The organism is Roseococcus pinisoli (genome assembly GCF_018413645.1).
In the GTDB taxonomy this organism is placed as follows: domain Bacteria; phylum Pseudomonadota; class Alphaproteobacteria; order Acetobacterales; family Acetobacteraceae; genus Roseococcus; species Roseococcus pinisoli.
Map to the genome: position 1 here is coordinate 514,454 of NZ_JAHCDA010000004.1, position 15,931 is coordinate 530,384.

Genomic DNA, 15,931 nt, shown 5'->3' on the forward strand with positions numbered 1-15,931 from the left:
CACGCCGGGCGGGCTTCAGGATCTGACCAGAACCCGCGGGATTGAGATTTCCGGCAGCAGATCCGTCCAGGTGCCGGGCGGCGGCGAAGGCGGGGTGAGATCGCGCAGCGCGCGCGTCGGGACGATCACGGCGAGGCGCCCGCCGCCGCGCGTGAAGCCGAGAACCCCCTCCCCGATCTCCAGCGCCTCATAGCCTTCGAATAATTCCGGCCGCGCGCGACGCAGCGTCAGCAATCGATGCGTCGCCTGCTGCTTCGCGATGCCGAGCGTATCCCCCGCCAGAGGCGGGACATCGCCCCCAAGAGCTTTCGCCCGCGCCGCATAATCCACCGGCCGGCGGTTGTCCGGATCGACGAGCGAGAAATCCCACCACTCCGTGCCCTGGTAGAGGTCCGGCACGCCCGGCAGCGTGAGCTGCAGGATGGTCTGGGACAGGCCGTTGATCCGCCCGGGCACGGCCAGGCGGTCGACATAGGCGGTCAACTCATCGCGGAAGGCCCTGGCTTCAGGGGCTTCCAGCAGGGCCGTCGCGAAATCCAGGCAGGCCTTCTCGTAGGCCTCCTGCGGGTTCTCCCAGCGCGTGTGGCGCTTGGCCTCGCGCATGGCCTTAGTGAGGTATTCGCGCAGCCGCTCCGCGTCGATCGGCCAGGCGCCGAGCATCGTCTGGTAAATCAGCCATTCGTCGGCCGGATCGGGCCCATCGGCCGGGCGCAACGGCGCGTTCATTTCCATCCAGCGCGTGGCGGCAGCGATCCAGGCCTCCGGCTCCAGCGAGAGAAGATTCAGCCGTGCCCGCACCTCCGGCCCACGCTTGGTGTCGTGCGTGGCCAGCGGCGTCAGATCGCGTGGCTCCCTCGCGGCGCGCGTCGCGGCCCAGGCGTGGAAGCCGGCAATGTCGCCGCCCGCCTCCTCCAGTTCCCCGCCCACCTCGTTGACCGAGGTCAGGGCCACCGCGCGGTAGAACTCCGTGTCCTCCAGGCCCTTGGCCATCAGCGGTCCGCTGAGCTGCTGGAAGCGCCGGCGCAGCTCCGCGGCCACCGGGCCCTCGCCGGAGAGGATGATCTCCGCCAACCAGCGCGCGGCGGCGCCCGTCCAGGGATCGCCCTCGACCTCGACGGCGGCGAGCATGCCCTCCCACAGCGCCAGGTCCGCCGCATCGGGCCCGGAACCGGTCAGGTAGCTGCGATAGACGGGGCAGTTCACCAGCAGCGAGGAGAGCGCAACGCGCAGGGTGGGCAGCGCGAATTCGATCGCGGCATCCGGGGTCGCGAGGGACTGCGCGAGGTCGGCGATCTGCTCCAGCTCGGGCGCGAAGCTTTCCTCCAGCATCTGGCGCTTGGCCGCGTGCAGGCGCGCCGCCGGCTCCCCCGTCACCCATCCCTGGCCATCCAGATGCTCGGCCAGCCGGCGATAGCCCTCGGCCGAGACGAATGTCCGGTTCAGGACATTCAGCCGCTCGTAGCCGGTGGTGCCGTCCACGGGCCATTCCGGTCGGATCTCCTCGCCATGGCCGAGGATCTTCTCGATCAGGATCGGCACTTCCGGCCCGACCGCCTCGCGCAGGCGCTGCGCATAGCGCGCGGGATCGGCGAGGCCGTCGATATGGTCGATGCGCAGCCCGTCCACGCGGCCCTCGCGCACGAGGTCGAGCGCCAGGCGGTGCGTGAGGAGAAAGACCTCCTCGCGCTCGACGCGCACGCCCACCAGCTCATTGACGTTGAAGAAACGGCGGGAGGAGAGCGCGTCGCGCCCGGAGCGCCAATGCACCGGGCGCCAGTGCTGGCGTTCCAGCAAGGCGGGCAGGTCCTCGGCCTTCAGCACGGCGTTCAGGACCGTCGCCTGCGACGGCGTCAGGCTCCGCAGCGCGGCGCGGGCACCGGCGAGATCGGGCGTGCGGTCCGACAGCCAGAGGCGCCCCTGATCGGCGAGGCCCGCGGCCGCCAGAAGCTGCGCCGCATCCTCACGGCGCAGCGGCCAGGCCTGCTCGCCATAGGCGCTGGCGACGAGCCATCCCTCCCCGTCCAGTTCGAGCGCGATGGAGCCCTGGGCCAGCGTCTCCACCAGCGTGTCGCCCAGCACGGGCAGCAGCACCTGCGGATGGCGCTCCCAGTCGATGTCGAAGATGGCGGCGGCCGGCCCCTCGCGCCCACCGGCCAGGGCGCCCATCCACCAGGGATTGGCGCGGTCGGCGGCCATGTGGTTGGGCACGATATCGAGTAGCAGGCCCATGCCGGCGGCGCGCAGCCCGTCGCTGAGGCGATGGAACCCTTCCTCGCCGCCGAGCTCCGGATTGATCCGCGTGGGATCGACCACATCGTAGCCATGGGTCGAACCCGGCCGCGAGGCGAAGAGCGGCGAGGCGTAGAGGTGGCTTATCCCGAGCCGCTCCAGATAGGGGAGGATGGCGAGGGCATCGTCGAAGGTGAATCCGGCGTGGAACTGCAGGCGATAGGTCGCTCGCCAATCCGGGCGGGTCATGCCCGCTCGACCCAGGCGCAGGCCGACCAGGGGCCGAGGCGCGTATGCGTCCCGTCAAAGACGACCTCGCCGATGCTGGCCCCATCCTGCCGCGGCTGGATCGCCATTTCGGAGGGGACGGTGCCGGGATTGGCCAGAAGGCAGAGCACCCCGGCCTCGAAGCGCCAGCGCCAGAGCAGCACGGAGACCTCCCGCCGCAGCTCGGCGTCGCGGTAACCGGAGGCCAGCAGCGGCCAGACCATCTTCCGGCGTTGCGCCGTGAGCGCCTGGAAGGGCGCCAGGGCCTCCGGCGTCATGCGGTCCCAGGGCAGCTTCGCCAGCTCCATCGCCCCGCGATCCAGGGGATCCGGCAGATCGCTGGCCTTCGCGAAGAAGTGGGAGAACTCCTCCGCCCTGCCCTTGCGCACCGCCTCCGCGAGATCGCCGGAGAAATCGCAGAAGAAGGGGAATGGCGTGTCGAGCCCGGCCTCCTCGCCCTGGAAGATCAGGGGCACGGCGGGGTTCATCAGCAGCAGGAAGCGCAGGAAGGCCAGCCGCTCGGGGGCGAGGCTGCCCACCAGCCGGTCGCCATGAGGCCGGTTGCCGATCTGGTCGTGGTTCTGCGCGAAATCGACGAAGGCGTCCGGCGGCAGATGCGCCGAGACCTCGCCGCGAAGCTGGCCGCCTCGATGGGCCGAGGCATCGCCCTGGTGGAAGAAGCCCTCGGCCAGGGTGCGGCCCAACGCGGCGAGGGCGTCTTCCGCATAGTCGGCATAGTAGCCGGAGTCCTCGCCCGTCGCGGTGACATGCAGGGCATGATGCGCGTCGTCGTTCCACTGCGCCGTGTAGAAGCGCGGGCGGCCCGACGCATCGCGCTCCAGCCAGCGCGCGGCATTGTGGTCGTTCTCCAGCACCAGCCAGGCCTCGGGCTTCACGGCACGGCAGGCCTCGGCGATCTCCGCGAGAAGCAGATCGCCGCCGGGCGGCGCGAAGGCATGGACGGCATCGAAGCGCAGCCCGTCGAAGTCGTATTCGGTGAGCCACATCAGCGCGTTCTCGACGAAGAAGCGCCGCACCAGTGGCTGCTCCAGGTCGATCGCCGCGCCCCAGGGCGTGCGATGGGCCTCCGTGAAGAACCGCCTCGCGTAGAGCTCGAGAAAATTCCCCTCTGGTCCGAAGTGATTATAGACCACGTCCAGCATCACCCCGAGGCCGCGCGCATGCGCCTCGTCGACCAGCACGCGCAGCGCGGCGGGGGAGCCATAGGCCTCCTCCGGCGCGAAGGGCAGGACGCCGTCGTAGCCCCAGTTCCGGCGGCCGGGAAAATCCGCCACGGGCATGAGCTCGATGGCGGTGATGCCGCAGGCCACGAAGTGGTCGAGCTTCGCGATCAGCGCCTCGAAGCTGCCTTCGGCCGTCGCCGTACCGACATGCAGCTCGGCCAGCACCACCTCGTGCCAGGGGCGGGGCGGGGCGGCCTGGCGCATCGGCGGCAGTCCGCCCCGCACCACGCTCCAGCCGGAGACGTCGCCCTTCTGCAGCCGGGAGGCGGGGTCGGGAACCGGCTGGCCGCCGACGAGGAAGCGATAGCGCTGCCCGGCCCGCGCGCCCGGTATCAGCAACTCGAAGAAGCCGTCCCGCGCTTCGGCCATCGCCATCGGTTCGCCGTCTGGCAGGACGAGCGACACGCCCTCCGCATCGGGAGCCCAGAGCCGGAAGAGCGTCCCTTCGGGTTGCAGAAGCGGGCCGAAGCGCGCCGTCACGCCCGGGCTTCCCAGACGATCAGCGATCGCCCCTCCGCGATCACCGTTTCGCCCATGTCGCGCCGCTCGCCCTCGAGCTGCGCGGCCGTGTCGAGCACCGCCTCCCACTTCCCGGAACCGCCGGGTGGAATGGTGAAGTCCACGCCGTGCTGCGCGGCGTTGAGCATGATGAGCAGGCTGACATCGCCCTGTCTGGCCGGGGCAAGGCGCACCACCAGGCACTTGGCGTGCGGCTTGTTCCACTCCTCCTCCGTCATGCGCGCGCCGTTCACGGCGAACCAGGCGACATCAGGCACGCCGCGCTCGTTGCGCACGCCGGTCAGGAAGGCCGGCCGCGACAGTGCGCTGCGCTTCTTGCGGAGCTCCGCCAGCCGCGCGACGAATTCCGTCAGCGCCTCATCCTGACGGTCCCAATCCACCCAGCCGATCTCGTTGTCCTGGCAATAGGTGTTGTTGTTGCCGCCCTGGGAATTACCCATCTCGTCGCCGGCCAGCAGCATGGGCACGCCCTGCGAGAGGAAGAGCGTCGCCAGCAGATTGCGCTTCTGCCGGGCACGGGCCTCCAGGATCTCCGGGTCGTCCGTCTCGCCCTCGACACCGAAGTTCCAGCTCTTGTTGTCGTCGTGGCCGTCGCGGTTGTCCTCGCCATTCGCCTCGTTGTGCTTGTGGTCGTAGGAGACGAGGTCCTGCAGCGTGAAACCGTCATGCGCGGTGATGAAGTTCACGCTGGACCAGGGCCGCCGCCGCCCCTCGCCGAAGAGATCCGAGGAGGCGGCGAAGCGCGAGGCGAAGGAGGGCAGAAGCCCGTCCGACCCCACCCAGAAGTCGCGCACGACGTCGCGGTAGTCGCCATTCCACTCGGAGAAGCCGGCCGGGAAGTTGCCCAGCTGGTAGCCGCCCGGCCCCACGTCCCAGGGCTCCATGATGAGCTTGCAACGACCGAGCACAGGGTCCTGCCTCATGGCGAGGAACAGCGGATGGCCGGGATCGAAGCCCTCCGGACGGCGGCCGAGCGTGGTGGCGAGGTCGAAGCGGAAGCCGTCCACGCCATAGACCGTGGCCCAGAGGCGCAGGCTGTCCATCACCATCTGCATCACGCGCGGATGGCTGGTGTTCAGCGCATTCCCGGTGCCGGTGAGATTGTCGTAGAAGCGCGGCTCCCCCGGCATGAGGTGGTAGTAGCTGGCATTGTCGATGCCGCGCCACGAGAGGGTCGGACCGAGGTGATTGCCTTCGCAGGTGTGGTTGTAGACCACGTCGAGGATGACCTCGATGCCCGCCTGGTGCAGGCAGTCCACCGCCGCCGCGATCTCCTCGAGCCCACCATTGCCGAGATAGCGCGGCTCAGGCGCGAAGAAGTTCAGCGTGTTGTAGCCCCAGTAGTTGGCGAGGCCCTTCTCGACGAGGTTGCGGTCCTGCGTGAAGGCGTGAACCGGCAGCAGCTCCAGCGCGGTGACGCCAAGGCGTTGCAGGTGCTCGACCATCGGCTGCGAGCCCAGGGCGGCGAAGGTGCCTCGCATATCGTCGGGGATCAGCGGGTGGCGCATAGTCAGCCCGCGCACATGGCCCTCATAGATGACGGTGCGCGGCCAGAAGTTCCGCGGGGCGGTGGTGGCGGTCAGCGGCAGGGTGGTGACAACGCGCGCCTTGGGCATGAAGGGCGCGCTGTCGCGCTCATCCATGGAGAGGTCGGCATCATCGCCCCCGCCCACGGGGTAGCCGTGCAGCGCGTCATCCCATTTGATCTCGCCCACGAGCTTGCGCGCATAGGGGTCCAGCAGGAGCTTCGCTGGGTTGAAGCGATGGCCGGCTTCCGGCGCCCAGGGGCCGTGCACGCGCCAGCCATAGACCTGCCCGCGGCCAATACCGGGAAGGTGGCAATGCCAGACGCCATCCGTGCATTCCGTGACGGCCACACGCTCCTGCTCCGTGCCGCCCGCGCCGTCGAAGAGGCAGAGTTCCACGCCTTCCGCATTGTCGGAGAACAGGGCGAAGTTGGTGCCGCGCTGCGTGACGGTCGCCCCGAAGGGATAGGGCGCGCCGGCCTCAACGCGCCTCACTTGTTGTTGAATCCGGCGGATTTTACGCTAGGTGCCGGGCGGGCCGGTGGCGCGGTCTCGGGGGGAGATGCATCCCGGGTACGGGGCTGAAGAAAAGTGTGTTCGTCCGACATGATGGCCTCCAACGGCCCGTTCCAGGGCAGTGAATAGAACCCTTTGTCGTGACGGGAGTTTCAGGGGACTTTGCCCCGCGCATGCGGCGCGCCGCACTAGATTCCTGATAGATCCCTCCCACTCCCAGCGCGAGAAGTAGTTCTACACCTGCTCATTGGGATCGTTCGGAAACGCCGGGCCGTTGGAAATCAGTCGGGAACACTTGCAACACACACGTTCAACATCCCCAGCGCATCCTTGGTGTGCGTCCCGCTGCCCCACGAGCGCCCATTCCAAATTGTGGAGGTCAGCCGAACCTCGCAGATCTCATCGATCTGCGGTGCATCGATGTCGCGCTATCCGCCCCATCCAAATGCCTCCCGCCAATCGGTTGCGAGAACCGCGAAACATGAGACGCTTCAGCCTCGTCACTTCCTCCGCGGATTGGCTCTTAGTAGCGACAACGACCGCACCTGGACCGTTTTCCACTTCGGGAAGCCAATCAACGTTCCGGCGATCACAATCTTGAAACCAGAAATAGAAACGCGTAATAATTTTCCGCTTAGCGCATCATTATTTGTTTCTGAGGATTTGGAATGGCGACAAGCTGGAGGGAGCGCCGAGGAGAAAATGAAGTTCAAGTCATTGACTTCGATCACCTCGAGGATGGCTCCTACGCGGCCCGTGCCCCTTTCCCTCCCGGGTTCGAGATAGCCGACAAGCCCCGAGCTTCGTACGCCTCAGCACGTTGGATCGCAGCCTTTTTGCCGACGTTCCTCACGGCGATCTATCTGTTTGGTTTTGCCGCTGATCGCTACGAGACAGAAACACAACTCGTCATCCGGACGGCCGGCCAAACAGCTTTTCCGCGCGCAAGCGGCGGCATCTCACTTGGCGTAGGCGGTCGATCTCATGATGTGAGTTCCGTCGCCCGTAATTTTATCCTGTCCCGGGATGCCTTGGCAACGCTCGAGGCAAGGCTGCCCATTCAAGCCATGCTGACGCCCCCGGCGCTCGATCCGCTCTACGCGTATCCGCCGCCCTTTCTGCCAGAAGGGCCGGAGGCTTTATTCGGGCGATACCTTCGCTTCGTTGACGCCGACGTCGATGCCAGCAGTGGCATCCTGACGCTCCGAGTGCGGGCGTTTGCCGCGCAGGACGCCGAACAAATTGCGCAGGCTCTCGCTGACGGCACGGAGGCATTGGTCAATCGGCTGAATCTCCGTCCTTCGACCTCAGCCGTGGAAGCCGCGAGGGGTGAAGTCGAACGCACACGCGCCGATACCGGAACCGCGCAGCAGGCGCTGACACACTGGCGCGCCGAGAATCGAATGGTGGATCCCGTTCGGCTTGCGCAAAGCTATGCCGATACTGTTGCGCGGCTATCGCTCGAATTGGCACAGGTCAGCGCACAACTGGGCGAATTGCGAGAAACCGCGCCGCGCAGTCCTCAGGCCGCGCCGCTAACTGCCCGGATGACAGCCCTGCGCGCGCAGATCAGGGACGAGCGTGAAACGATGGCGGGCGCAACGGCCGGCCTGGCCGATCATCTCGGTGAGTATGAGCGCCTGGTACTGAACCGTGAGTTTGCGGAGCGAAGTTTCCAGTCCGCACTCACTGTCGCAGAGGTGGCTCGCCGAGAGGCCGAGCAGCAGAAGTTGTTCCTGGAGCAGATCGTCCGCCCACAGCGCCCCGATGTTCCGCGATACCCGAGGATGATATTTTGGTTGCTCGCCGTCTTCGTGGGCAATTTCATCGTGATATTTGTGGCGCGGCAAATGATACGCGATGCGAAAACTCATGCCGGAGATTGAAAAGGGGTTGATCATGCCCACTCCGGGGGCCCTCCTGAGCACTGGCAGCAAGCATCCGCAGCCTCGTATTGAAGCGATCGAACTGAGCAAGATTTTCCGTACGGATATCGGCGCCCGCCCAGTCCTTGACCGGATCAGTTTTTCGGTAGGCCCTCGAGATCGCCTAGCCATCCTGGGGCGTAACGGTGCCGGCAAATCAACGCTCATTCAGATTTTGTCGGGCTGCTTAAAGCCCACCAGCGGTGAGGTTATCCGCACCATGACAATGTCCTGGCCGTTGGCCCTCGGAAGTCAGTTCGAGGGAATGCTGACAGGATACGACAACGTTCGGTTTATTTCAAAATTGTATAATCAAAATTACGATGAAATCATAGATTTTGTCGAAGATTTTACGGAACTTGGCTCGCATTTAAATATACAAACCAGATTTTATTCGAGCGGCATGCAAATGCGCCTGGCTTTCGCCCTATCTTTAGCCATCGATTTTGACTGCATGCTGATAGATGAAGTATTGATGGTCGGCGATGCTCGATTTCAACGCAAATGTCATATTGAACTCTTCGAAAAGAGGGCAAATAAGACGATGATTATGGCGGTTCATTCAGCGCCATTCGTAACCGAATTCTGCAATCTTGCATTGGTTCTCAAGAACGGGCGCGGCCGCGTGTTTGAAGACGTGAAGTTTGCAACCCGCATTTATGCCACCCTTTGAAAATCCTTCAGCTTTGCTGATCGATTCCCTCTTCTCCAAGGTGCTTCTCCCGAAAAAGTAATTCCCTCGAAATATAAAATACCCTCAATCGCCCCCCTGAAATTCAACAAATGCACGTCCAATGGCGTGCGGTGGCACGGATTCTCGATCGCGAAACGAACTTGAACAGGCCTTCTGCCATCCACCCTGAATGTCAGGGAAGCAAGTTGGTCTTTCGAACTGTAAACATTGATCCGAAAATCTTCGCCGTATAATTCTTCGCTCACTGAAAAGGAGAGCACGCATTGCACAAGCCCGCGCGGCATAAAGACGTACGGCCCTCCTACCAGAATGCGAGCCGGCCCGGTGACGTCGATAAAACCATCAACCGGCTCTGTAGGTGAATCGCCCAGCACGAAGAATCGTCTATCGAGAGACACCTTAAAATCATCAAGTGACAGCCAGTCACCCTCGATCAAATTTGAATGGCCTGGAATTCTTTCCGAGACGAGATTGGCAGTCTCAGCGGCAAAACGTTGGAAGGAAGAGATCACAGGACCGGCTTGATGCTGCAGATCCGGCATAAAATGCACCTCAGCCGCGGTCAATAATTCCTTCAATCCTTCCAAAACATCCATCTTACTCCGCACCGGCAAATATCGACATGTCTCCGCGCCTTCAGGAAGCCGCCCTATCAACTCCCGGTACATGGCCTTCACATTGGTGATCGCGCGCATTCCTGCTTCGAATTGACATGTGCCATTCGCCTCGAGTGCAGCCGCTGCGTGGGGAAGCGCCTCATCCACCATCAAACAGGGCACGGCACCTGACAGGATGTCTGCTATCAGGGTCGTGGAAGCGAAGTTCAGTACGACAATCTGTATTTCCTTTTCACTCACGTCGCTCGATATTGCGAAGCAATGATGCGCGTCATTTTCCGTGATGAACCGATGATCAATCTTCAACCCAGAAGACAAAAGTATTGACCGAAGTGCATCGACGATCCAGCCGTGGAAGAATCCTGGCACTGCGAGGATGGCGTACCGTTCGGGCAAGGCTATTCTCCGGGCGCGGAAGTTTAATACCGAGGGTCGATTGTGCATTTTCGACGCTCGCGGGCTAGTTCTCATGCGGAGGGTGAATGTTTTTCGTAAGGCAGGCAAAGTCGGATGCCGCTCCGGAAATTGACGATGCACCGAAGCCCGAGGCCCCAGCCGCTCTCGCGCGACCTCGGCAACAGATCTATCTTGGCGGCTTCCGAGCTCTCACAAGCCTGTTCAGCGGGCATAAGATCTTCGTCGACACGCGCGACGTGGGTATTGCCGCACACCTTCTCTGGGAAGGTCGGTGGGAACCGTGGATCGACCACCACGTCTTGGATGCGATCAAAGATGGCATGACCGTTTGCGACGTCGGCGCCTCCTTTGGGTACTACACGTTGTTGATGGCGGATCGCGTCGGCGCACGAGGCCGCGTCTACGCTTTCGAACCTAATCCTGGCGTCGCCACGCTGTTGCGGCAGAGCGTGGCGGTCAATGGATTTTCCTCGCGGGTAGAGGTCCAGGCAATCGCCCTCGGCGACAAGGAAGAGCAACTCTTCCTGCATGTGGACCCTGCGTTTCAGGGTGGCGCCTTCTTAGACAGCTTCGCTGAGGCGAAGGGCCTGGTCACAACTGCTGTGCCGGTACGGCGATTGGACGAATTTCTGCCTCCCGACATTGCGATCGACTTTCTCAAAGTGGACGTCGAAGGCTTCGAGGACGCCGTGATGGCCGGCGCCGGCGCGGTGCTTCACAATCCTGCTCTGAAGGGCGCTCTTCTCGAGTTCCGCCGCGATTCGGAGGAGATCGGTAGCCTACCCTCCTACATAAAAGCCTTGTTCGGACGCGGGATGACGGCCATGGTTCTTGAGCCCGATGGGCCGCACCCATTGCCGGACCTGGAGGCCGTGCTGGCCATCCCAAGGGGACACCTCACCAATATACTTTTCCGAGCACCTGAGAATTGCGCATCGCCCGCACCATGAAGGGCAAGCGCGTCGTCCTTGACGGCTACAATCTCCTCATGCCGCGAGGCACGGGCATTGCCACATATGCGCGCACCCTGGCCCTATCGCTTGGCGCCCTCGGCGCGGAGGTAGGGGTGCTGGCGCCCGTGCAATTTCGCACGAGCCGTAAATGGCCGGACTTGAACGAAGTCAAGTTTCATGAGGCGCTACCGGCGCCCGATATTCGACCGGGGATGCGCTGGGCAAGGAACCTTAGCGATTTCCTGGGGTCCTTCGGATCATTCCGGCCGGAGCCACTCAAGTTGCGAGGCGTCGCGTCCGGCAGCGGCGAAGCCTTGCTCCCCGACAACATAGAACTCCTCCTAGCACACCGCTTGGTAGAGCGAGCTGAGGCCCGCTTCTCCATGCTTGGCCGCGATTTGAACGTGCGCCTGCCCAACGCACCGAGCGTGTTTCACAGCACCTATCACTTGCCAATCCGGATCCACGGGGCAGCGAACATCTACACCATTCACGACCTCATTCCCCTTCGTTTGCCGGGAACGACGCGCGACAATAAGCGATACACTTATCGACTTCTGAAACATGTCACGGCGCGCGCCGACCATATCGTCACGGTCTCCGAGCACTCCCGACGTGACATCATGGAACTGCTCGACGTTCCGCCAGAGCGCGTGACGAACACCTATCAGGCGGTGGCAATGCCGGCAGACGTGCTCGCACGCGAAGCCGATCATGTCGCTGAGGTAGTACGGCGTATTTTCGATTTGGAATATCAGGAATATTTTCTTTTTTTTGGCGCCATCGAACCGAAGAAGAATGTCCTTAAGCTGATCAACGCCTATGTCAGCTCGGGTGCCGAAAGCCCGCTGGTTATTGTGGGTTCCGAAGCCTGGATGGCCGATGCCGAAATGGAGCGGCTGCGCGATCCGTCCTTCGAATCTTTCCATATTCTCGGCACGGAGATCCGCCGCCGCCACCGTGTCCGGCACATCAAGTACCTACCGCGGAACCTGCTCCTTTATTTGATTCAGGGAGCGCGCGCGGTGGTTTTTCCTTCGCTCTACGAGGGCTTCGGATTGCCTGTCCTGGAAGCCATGATGCTGGGTACGCCGGTAATCACATCCAAAACCAGTTCGCTAGAGGAGGTTGCCGGCGAGGCTGCGCTCCTGGTCGATCCACGCGACGCATCCTCGATTTCCTCCGCGATCCGCGTGATGGACAACGACGCCGATCTCCGACGACATCTTTCACAGCTGGGGCGGATACAGGCGCAGAAGTTCAGCGAGCATTCCTACCGCGAACGGCTCGACGAACTGTACCGCCGCGTCGCTTGACGACCTCAGCGGGGCTCTCCGAGGGAAACAGTGTTCCAATCGGCCTCCGGTGGTAGAGGGGATGTGACGTATCCAGCGAGTTCCGTGATGCTCGACCGCGCCGCTGTCCGATACTCGGAACTCCGTCTCCTGCCGGGCAAAATTCCGGGAGCATCTCGCGCCGCCTTCACCATGGCCTTCGCCCAAGCCTCCGGGTCGTCACATGGCAGCAAGTTTTCGCGGGCTGGAACGAATTCCCGATGGGCCGGGATGTCGGAAGCCAGAACTCGTACGCCCGCAACCAGCGCTTCCTGCACCGGATAGTCGTATCCCTCGTCGAGCGACGGCGCGAGCAGCCCGCTACTGGCGCCCAATAGCCGCCAATAGGCCTGATCGCTCAACCCTTCCGCCCGTAGCAGCCGCACCTTTTCCGCCGCCCCCGGAAGAGCTGCCAGCGACGAGGCCGCATCCCGGCCTGGCGCGCCGACAAAGACGATGTCGAAGGGCGTCACACAGGGTAGCCGGGCCGCGATCGATGCCGCCGCGCCCAGCACGGCGGCATTCTTGCGGCGGGTGAACAAGCCGGTGGTCACGAAGAACCGTCGCGCCGTGGCCAGAGCAGGCGGCGGTGACAGGAAGGGCGAACTCAACGGCGGCAAAATAACCCGAGGGCGCATTGGCCCAAGGCCCATTCCGACTGCCGTCGCACACAAGCAGTCAGCCGAAAATCGCGAGTTCGTCAGCACCTCGAAGCGCTCCGCGGCCACATACCGGAACATCTTCCCGAACGCCCTCGTCAAGGAGGGAAGGGAAAGCTCCGGAGCCCGCAGGGGGATATCGTCGTGCAGATAAGCAATGCGCCGTCCGAAGCCACGCAAAGCCGGATACAATCGCCCGTCATCCAGATTGCGATGTGACACGTTCACATAGGTGGCGGCCGCGCGGGCTTCTGGAGACAGGCGTAATGCCCGCCAACGGCCGAAGCGCAGCATCGCGAGGCCCCACTCGGCGAGTTCACCGACGCCCAATCGACCATCTCGCCATGTCGCGCACATGGGAGGGAAAACTTCACTGCCGGAGAGATAGGCGAGCACCCGACGTACCGCGGTATCCCTCGCATCCCCCCGCCATCGTCGAGCGGCCTCTTTCAAAAGTGCTTTAGCCGCGACGCTGTCAAATTGCCGAAGCCGCCCGCCGTCGGTGAAGACGAAGCGGACGTCGCCCCCGGATGCCAGCAACACCTCGGCCAGCGCGAGTTCCACCCGATCGATTCCACCAGGCGCCGCCCGTTGGGAGCGCCATAGAAGGCGGGACAGGTCCATGAAAATCGGAGGGTGCATATGGGTCTCCCTCACCTTGGTCGGCGGCTCGAAACGGGCGAGCCATACGCTCCCAGTCGCGCACGACATCGCGCACGCGCCATCAATTCAGGCCGTCGTCCAAGAAGAACCATTGGTCGAGATTCGCGAGGATCGGCGGCTCGATCAGACGATTGAGCATCAGCACATCGGCCAATGGATCCGAGCAGTCATCCGAAAACCGGACAGTCGGCATCCACCTCACGGTAAACCGACCATCATCCTCTCGGAGCACATAAGCTGGCACCACGGGCACTCGAGCTTTCCGTGCCAATCGGGCGATGATGGCGAGGTTCCCCTCTTTTTCCGGCGGCCGGCCAAGCAATGGCGCCATGATGCGGCCGCCACGTAGATGGTCAGCGAACAGGCAAATCACTCGGCCATCAACCAACTCCCGCATGGCTCGGCGAAGGCCCGTCGCGTTGGCCTCAAGAAGGTCGACGCCCACGTCTTGCCGGATCTCCCGCAGAATCCTCGTCTGCACTTCAGTCTCGGCCTCCTCGTAGAAAGTCGAGGCCTGCAGGCCCAGTTGCCGAACGGCTTCGCTGAGGATCTCCCAGTTGCCCAGGTGGAGGCCCATGAGCACTACACCGCCGGTCCGATAGGCGCTGAGCACATTCTCCGCACCTTCGATCCGGACCCGCCCGGCCGAGGATTGACGGCCAATCGTCGGCACCTCGCCCACGAAGGCCGCCAAGTGGTCGAGGAAGCGCGCGACCGCCATCTCCCGTTCCTCCGCGGTGTCGTGGGGCCGCAAGCGCTGCAGATTGGCGCGTGCATGTTCCGCTACCCAAGGGCGGTTGCTCTGCAGCTCACGCCGCGTGAGCCATCGCCCAGGCGCGGCGGCCCAGCGAAGCGGCAGGCGCCGAAGAAGCCGGAACATGCCGATTTCGAAGCGATCCCGCACGGCGTTCGACCAAGTGCGCTGCCGTCGCGCGGAACGGATGCTCTCATTCGGATCAACCGCGCTCATCGCGGCCTGACCTGGGCAAGGATCGGATGGCGCGGCCGCAGCGACAGGCGGCAGACAGGCGTTGCGACGAAGCCTGGCCTGAGCTCAAGGTGCATGCGCCCCATGATCGTCGCCAGGCAGATAACGGCCTCATTGATACCGAAACTCATGCCTGGACAGAGGCGCGGTCCGGCTGAGAAGGGAAGATAGCTGTATGGCTGTGGACGTGCTTCGCCCAGAAACCGCTCCGGCCTGAAGGCCATCGGATCGTCCCAGAGATCCGGCGACCGATGCAGCAGCCAGGGGCAAACGAGAACAAGCGCATCTTGCTCCACGTCCAGCGAGCCGATGCGGGCGTCGCGCAATGCCTGCCGCGGCAATATGGGCACCGGCGGATAGAGGCGCATCGTTTCATCGATGATGGCCCGGGTAAGAAGCAGATTTGGCACATCCCCGACCTCGACGGGTTGCCCACCCGAGATGGAATCCACTTCCTGGCGCAAGGCTTCTACCGCCCAAGGGGCCTTGCCAAGGATGTAAAGCGCCCAAGTCAGTGTTGTGGCCGTGGTTTCGTGCCCAGCCATGAACAACGTTACAGCTTCATTCCGAAGACCCGCCTCACCTTCGAAATGACCTCGACGCAGCATGGCGGCGATCATCGAATCCTCATCGCCCTCGCCCCGTCGATGCGACGCAATCACATCCTCGATCACGCTTCTGATGCGGCCGACGGTCTCCGCGAGTTTTCGATTGCCGTGAAGCGATCGCCCTTCCGGATTTCCCAGAAAGTATAATAAGTTAAGTGAATCAACCTGTGCCTGATAGGCCGCAAAGCCTTCCACGATTTCCCTGAGCGCTTCACCGGCGAGGCTCACTCCGAAGACTGCGCGCGCGATGATCCCGGCCGTCAGTGTGGCCATGGTGGGCAGGAGATCCACCTCTTCCCCCGCGCACAGCGTCAGCCAATGATCGACGAGTTCCGTGACGCCATTCGTCATCGCCGGACCGAACAGCGGCAGCCGCGCCTTGTGCACAAGATCGGCCACGAGGGGCCGGCGCCTCTGCCATGTATCCCCATCACTGATGAAGAGACCATCTCCGAGCAGCGGTTCCAGCGAGCGCCGCATCATGGCGCCCTTGCGCTCGAAAAGGCTGTTCTCGGTCACCAGCACGCTCTTGACCGAGGCGGGCGCATTAAAAACGCAGACCTGCCTTCGGAGAAGCCGGAACTCGAAATCGGAAGCGTCGTAGCAATCCTCTGTCCATCCATAGAGCAGACTTCGGCGAGCCAGCACTGCCTGACGAATGATGCCAGGCGGTGCTGTCAAAGCCGCCGGATAGGCAGGAACCAATCTCCCATCACCGACCAACTCTATCGTCAATGGGTCAGGAAAGAGCCTCTGCAGGCCTCGTGATGCC

11 protein-coding genes are annotated in these 15,931 nt (G+C 63.4%); 4 read left to right on the top strand and 7 right to left on the bottom strand.

Features of this window, described 5'->3' with window-relative positions:
• Positions 1-15 precede the first annotated feature (15 nt).
• From treY to glgX, 3 genes are read right to left on the bottom strand one after another with little or no spacing between them, the layout of a single operon-like run.
• Positions 16-2,478 (bottom strand): malto-oligosyltrehalose synthase, encoded by a 2,463-nt coding sequence (gene treY, locus KHU32_RS20690; protein ID WP_213672057.1) that lies wholly within the window; start codon positions 2,476-2,478, stop codon positions 16-18.
• Complete coding sequence (gene treZ / locus KHU32_RS20695) at positions 2,475-4,220, bottom strand: malto-oligosyltrehalose trehalohydrolase (RefSeq protein WP_213672058.1); 1,746 nt, start codon at positions 4,218-4,220, stop codon at positions 2,475-2,477. Before treZ ends, treY begins: the two co-directional genes overlap by 4 nt.
• Positions 4,217-6,280: a glycogen debranching protein GlgX gene (glgX, locus tag KHU32_RS20700; RefSeq protein WP_347265581.1), complete on the bottom strand. Its 2,064-nt coding sequence runs from the start codon at positions 6,278-6,280 to the stop codon at positions 4,217-4,219. The genes treZ and glgX overlap by 4 nt, the downstream gene beginning before the upstream one ends.
• Before the next feature lie 689 nt (positions 6,281-6,969).
• Here glgX and KHU32_RS20705 point away from each other — a divergent pair.
• Together KHU32_RS20705 and KHU32_RS20710 are read left to right on the top strand one after the other, a co-directional pair.
• Positions 6,970-8,187 (top strand): hypothetical protein, encoded by a 1,218-nt coding sequence (locus tag KHU32_RS20705; protein ID WP_213672059.1) that lies wholly within the window; start codon positions 6,970-6,972, stop codon positions 8,185-8,187.
• A complete protein-coding gene (locus KHU32_RS20710) occupies positions 8,174-8,899 on the top strand; it encodes an ABC transporter ATP-binding protein (protein WP_249681443.1) in 726 nt (241 codons plus the stop codon). The genes KHU32_RS20705 and KHU32_RS20710 overlap by 14 nt, the downstream gene beginning before the upstream one ends.
• Here the strand turns inward: KHU32_RS20710 and KHU32_RS20715 are convergent.
• Positions 8,884-9,933 (bottom strand): hypothetical protein, encoded by a 1,050-nt coding sequence (locus tag KHU32_RS20715; protein ID WP_213672060.1) that lies wholly within the window; start codon positions 9,931-9,933, stop codon positions 8,884-8,886. The two genes, KHU32_RS20710 and KHU32_RS20715, sit on opposite strands and share 16 nt — an antisense overlap.
• An 86-nt stretch (positions 9,934-10,019) precedes the next feature.
• Between KHU32_RS20715 and KHU32_RS20720 the strand changes: the two genes are divergently transcribed.
• Entirely contained in the window at positions 10,020-10,904 is an 885-nt protein-coding gene (locus KHU32_RS20720) for an FkbM family methyltransferase (protein WP_213672061.1), read from the top strand.
• Positions 10,883-12,223: a glycosyltransferase gene (locus KHU32_RS20725; RefSeq protein WP_213672062.1), complete on the top strand. Its 1,341-nt coding sequence runs from the start codon at positions 10,883-10,885 to the stop codon at positions 12,221-12,223. Before KHU32_RS20720 ends, KHU32_RS20725 begins: the two co-directional genes overlap by 22 nt.
• Before the next feature lie 5 nt (positions 12,224-12,228).
• Here the strand turns inward: KHU32_RS20725 and KHU32_RS23490 are convergent, their stop codons facing one another.
• The 3 genes from KHU32_RS23490 to KHU32_RS20740 all read right to left on the bottom strand — a co-directional run bounded on the left by KHU32_RS23490 (position 12,229) and on the right by KHU32_RS20740 (position 15,864).
• Positions 12,229-13,464, bottom strand: coding sequence for a glycosyltransferase (locus KHU32_RS23490; RefSeq protein ID WP_213672063.1), 1,236 nt, complete (start codon positions 13,462-13,464; stop codon positions 12,229-12,231).
• 160 nt (positions 13,465-13,624) lie between these two features.
• The gene (locus KHU32_RS20735; RefSeq protein WP_213672064.1) at positions 13,625-14,533 is read right to left on the bottom strand and encodes a lysophospholipid acyltransferase family protein; all 909 of its coding nucleotides are present in this window, start codon (positions 14,531-14,533) and stop codon (positions 13,625-13,627) included.
• Complete coding sequence (locus tag KHU32_RS20740; protein ID WP_213672065.1) at positions 14,530-15,864, bottom strand: cytochrome P450; 1,335 nt, start codon at positions 15,862-15,864, stop codon at positions 14,530-14,532. The genes KHU32_RS20735 and KHU32_RS20740 overlap by 4 nt, the downstream gene beginning before the upstream one ends.
• Between the last annotated feature and the right edge of the window lie 67 nt (positions 15,865-15,931).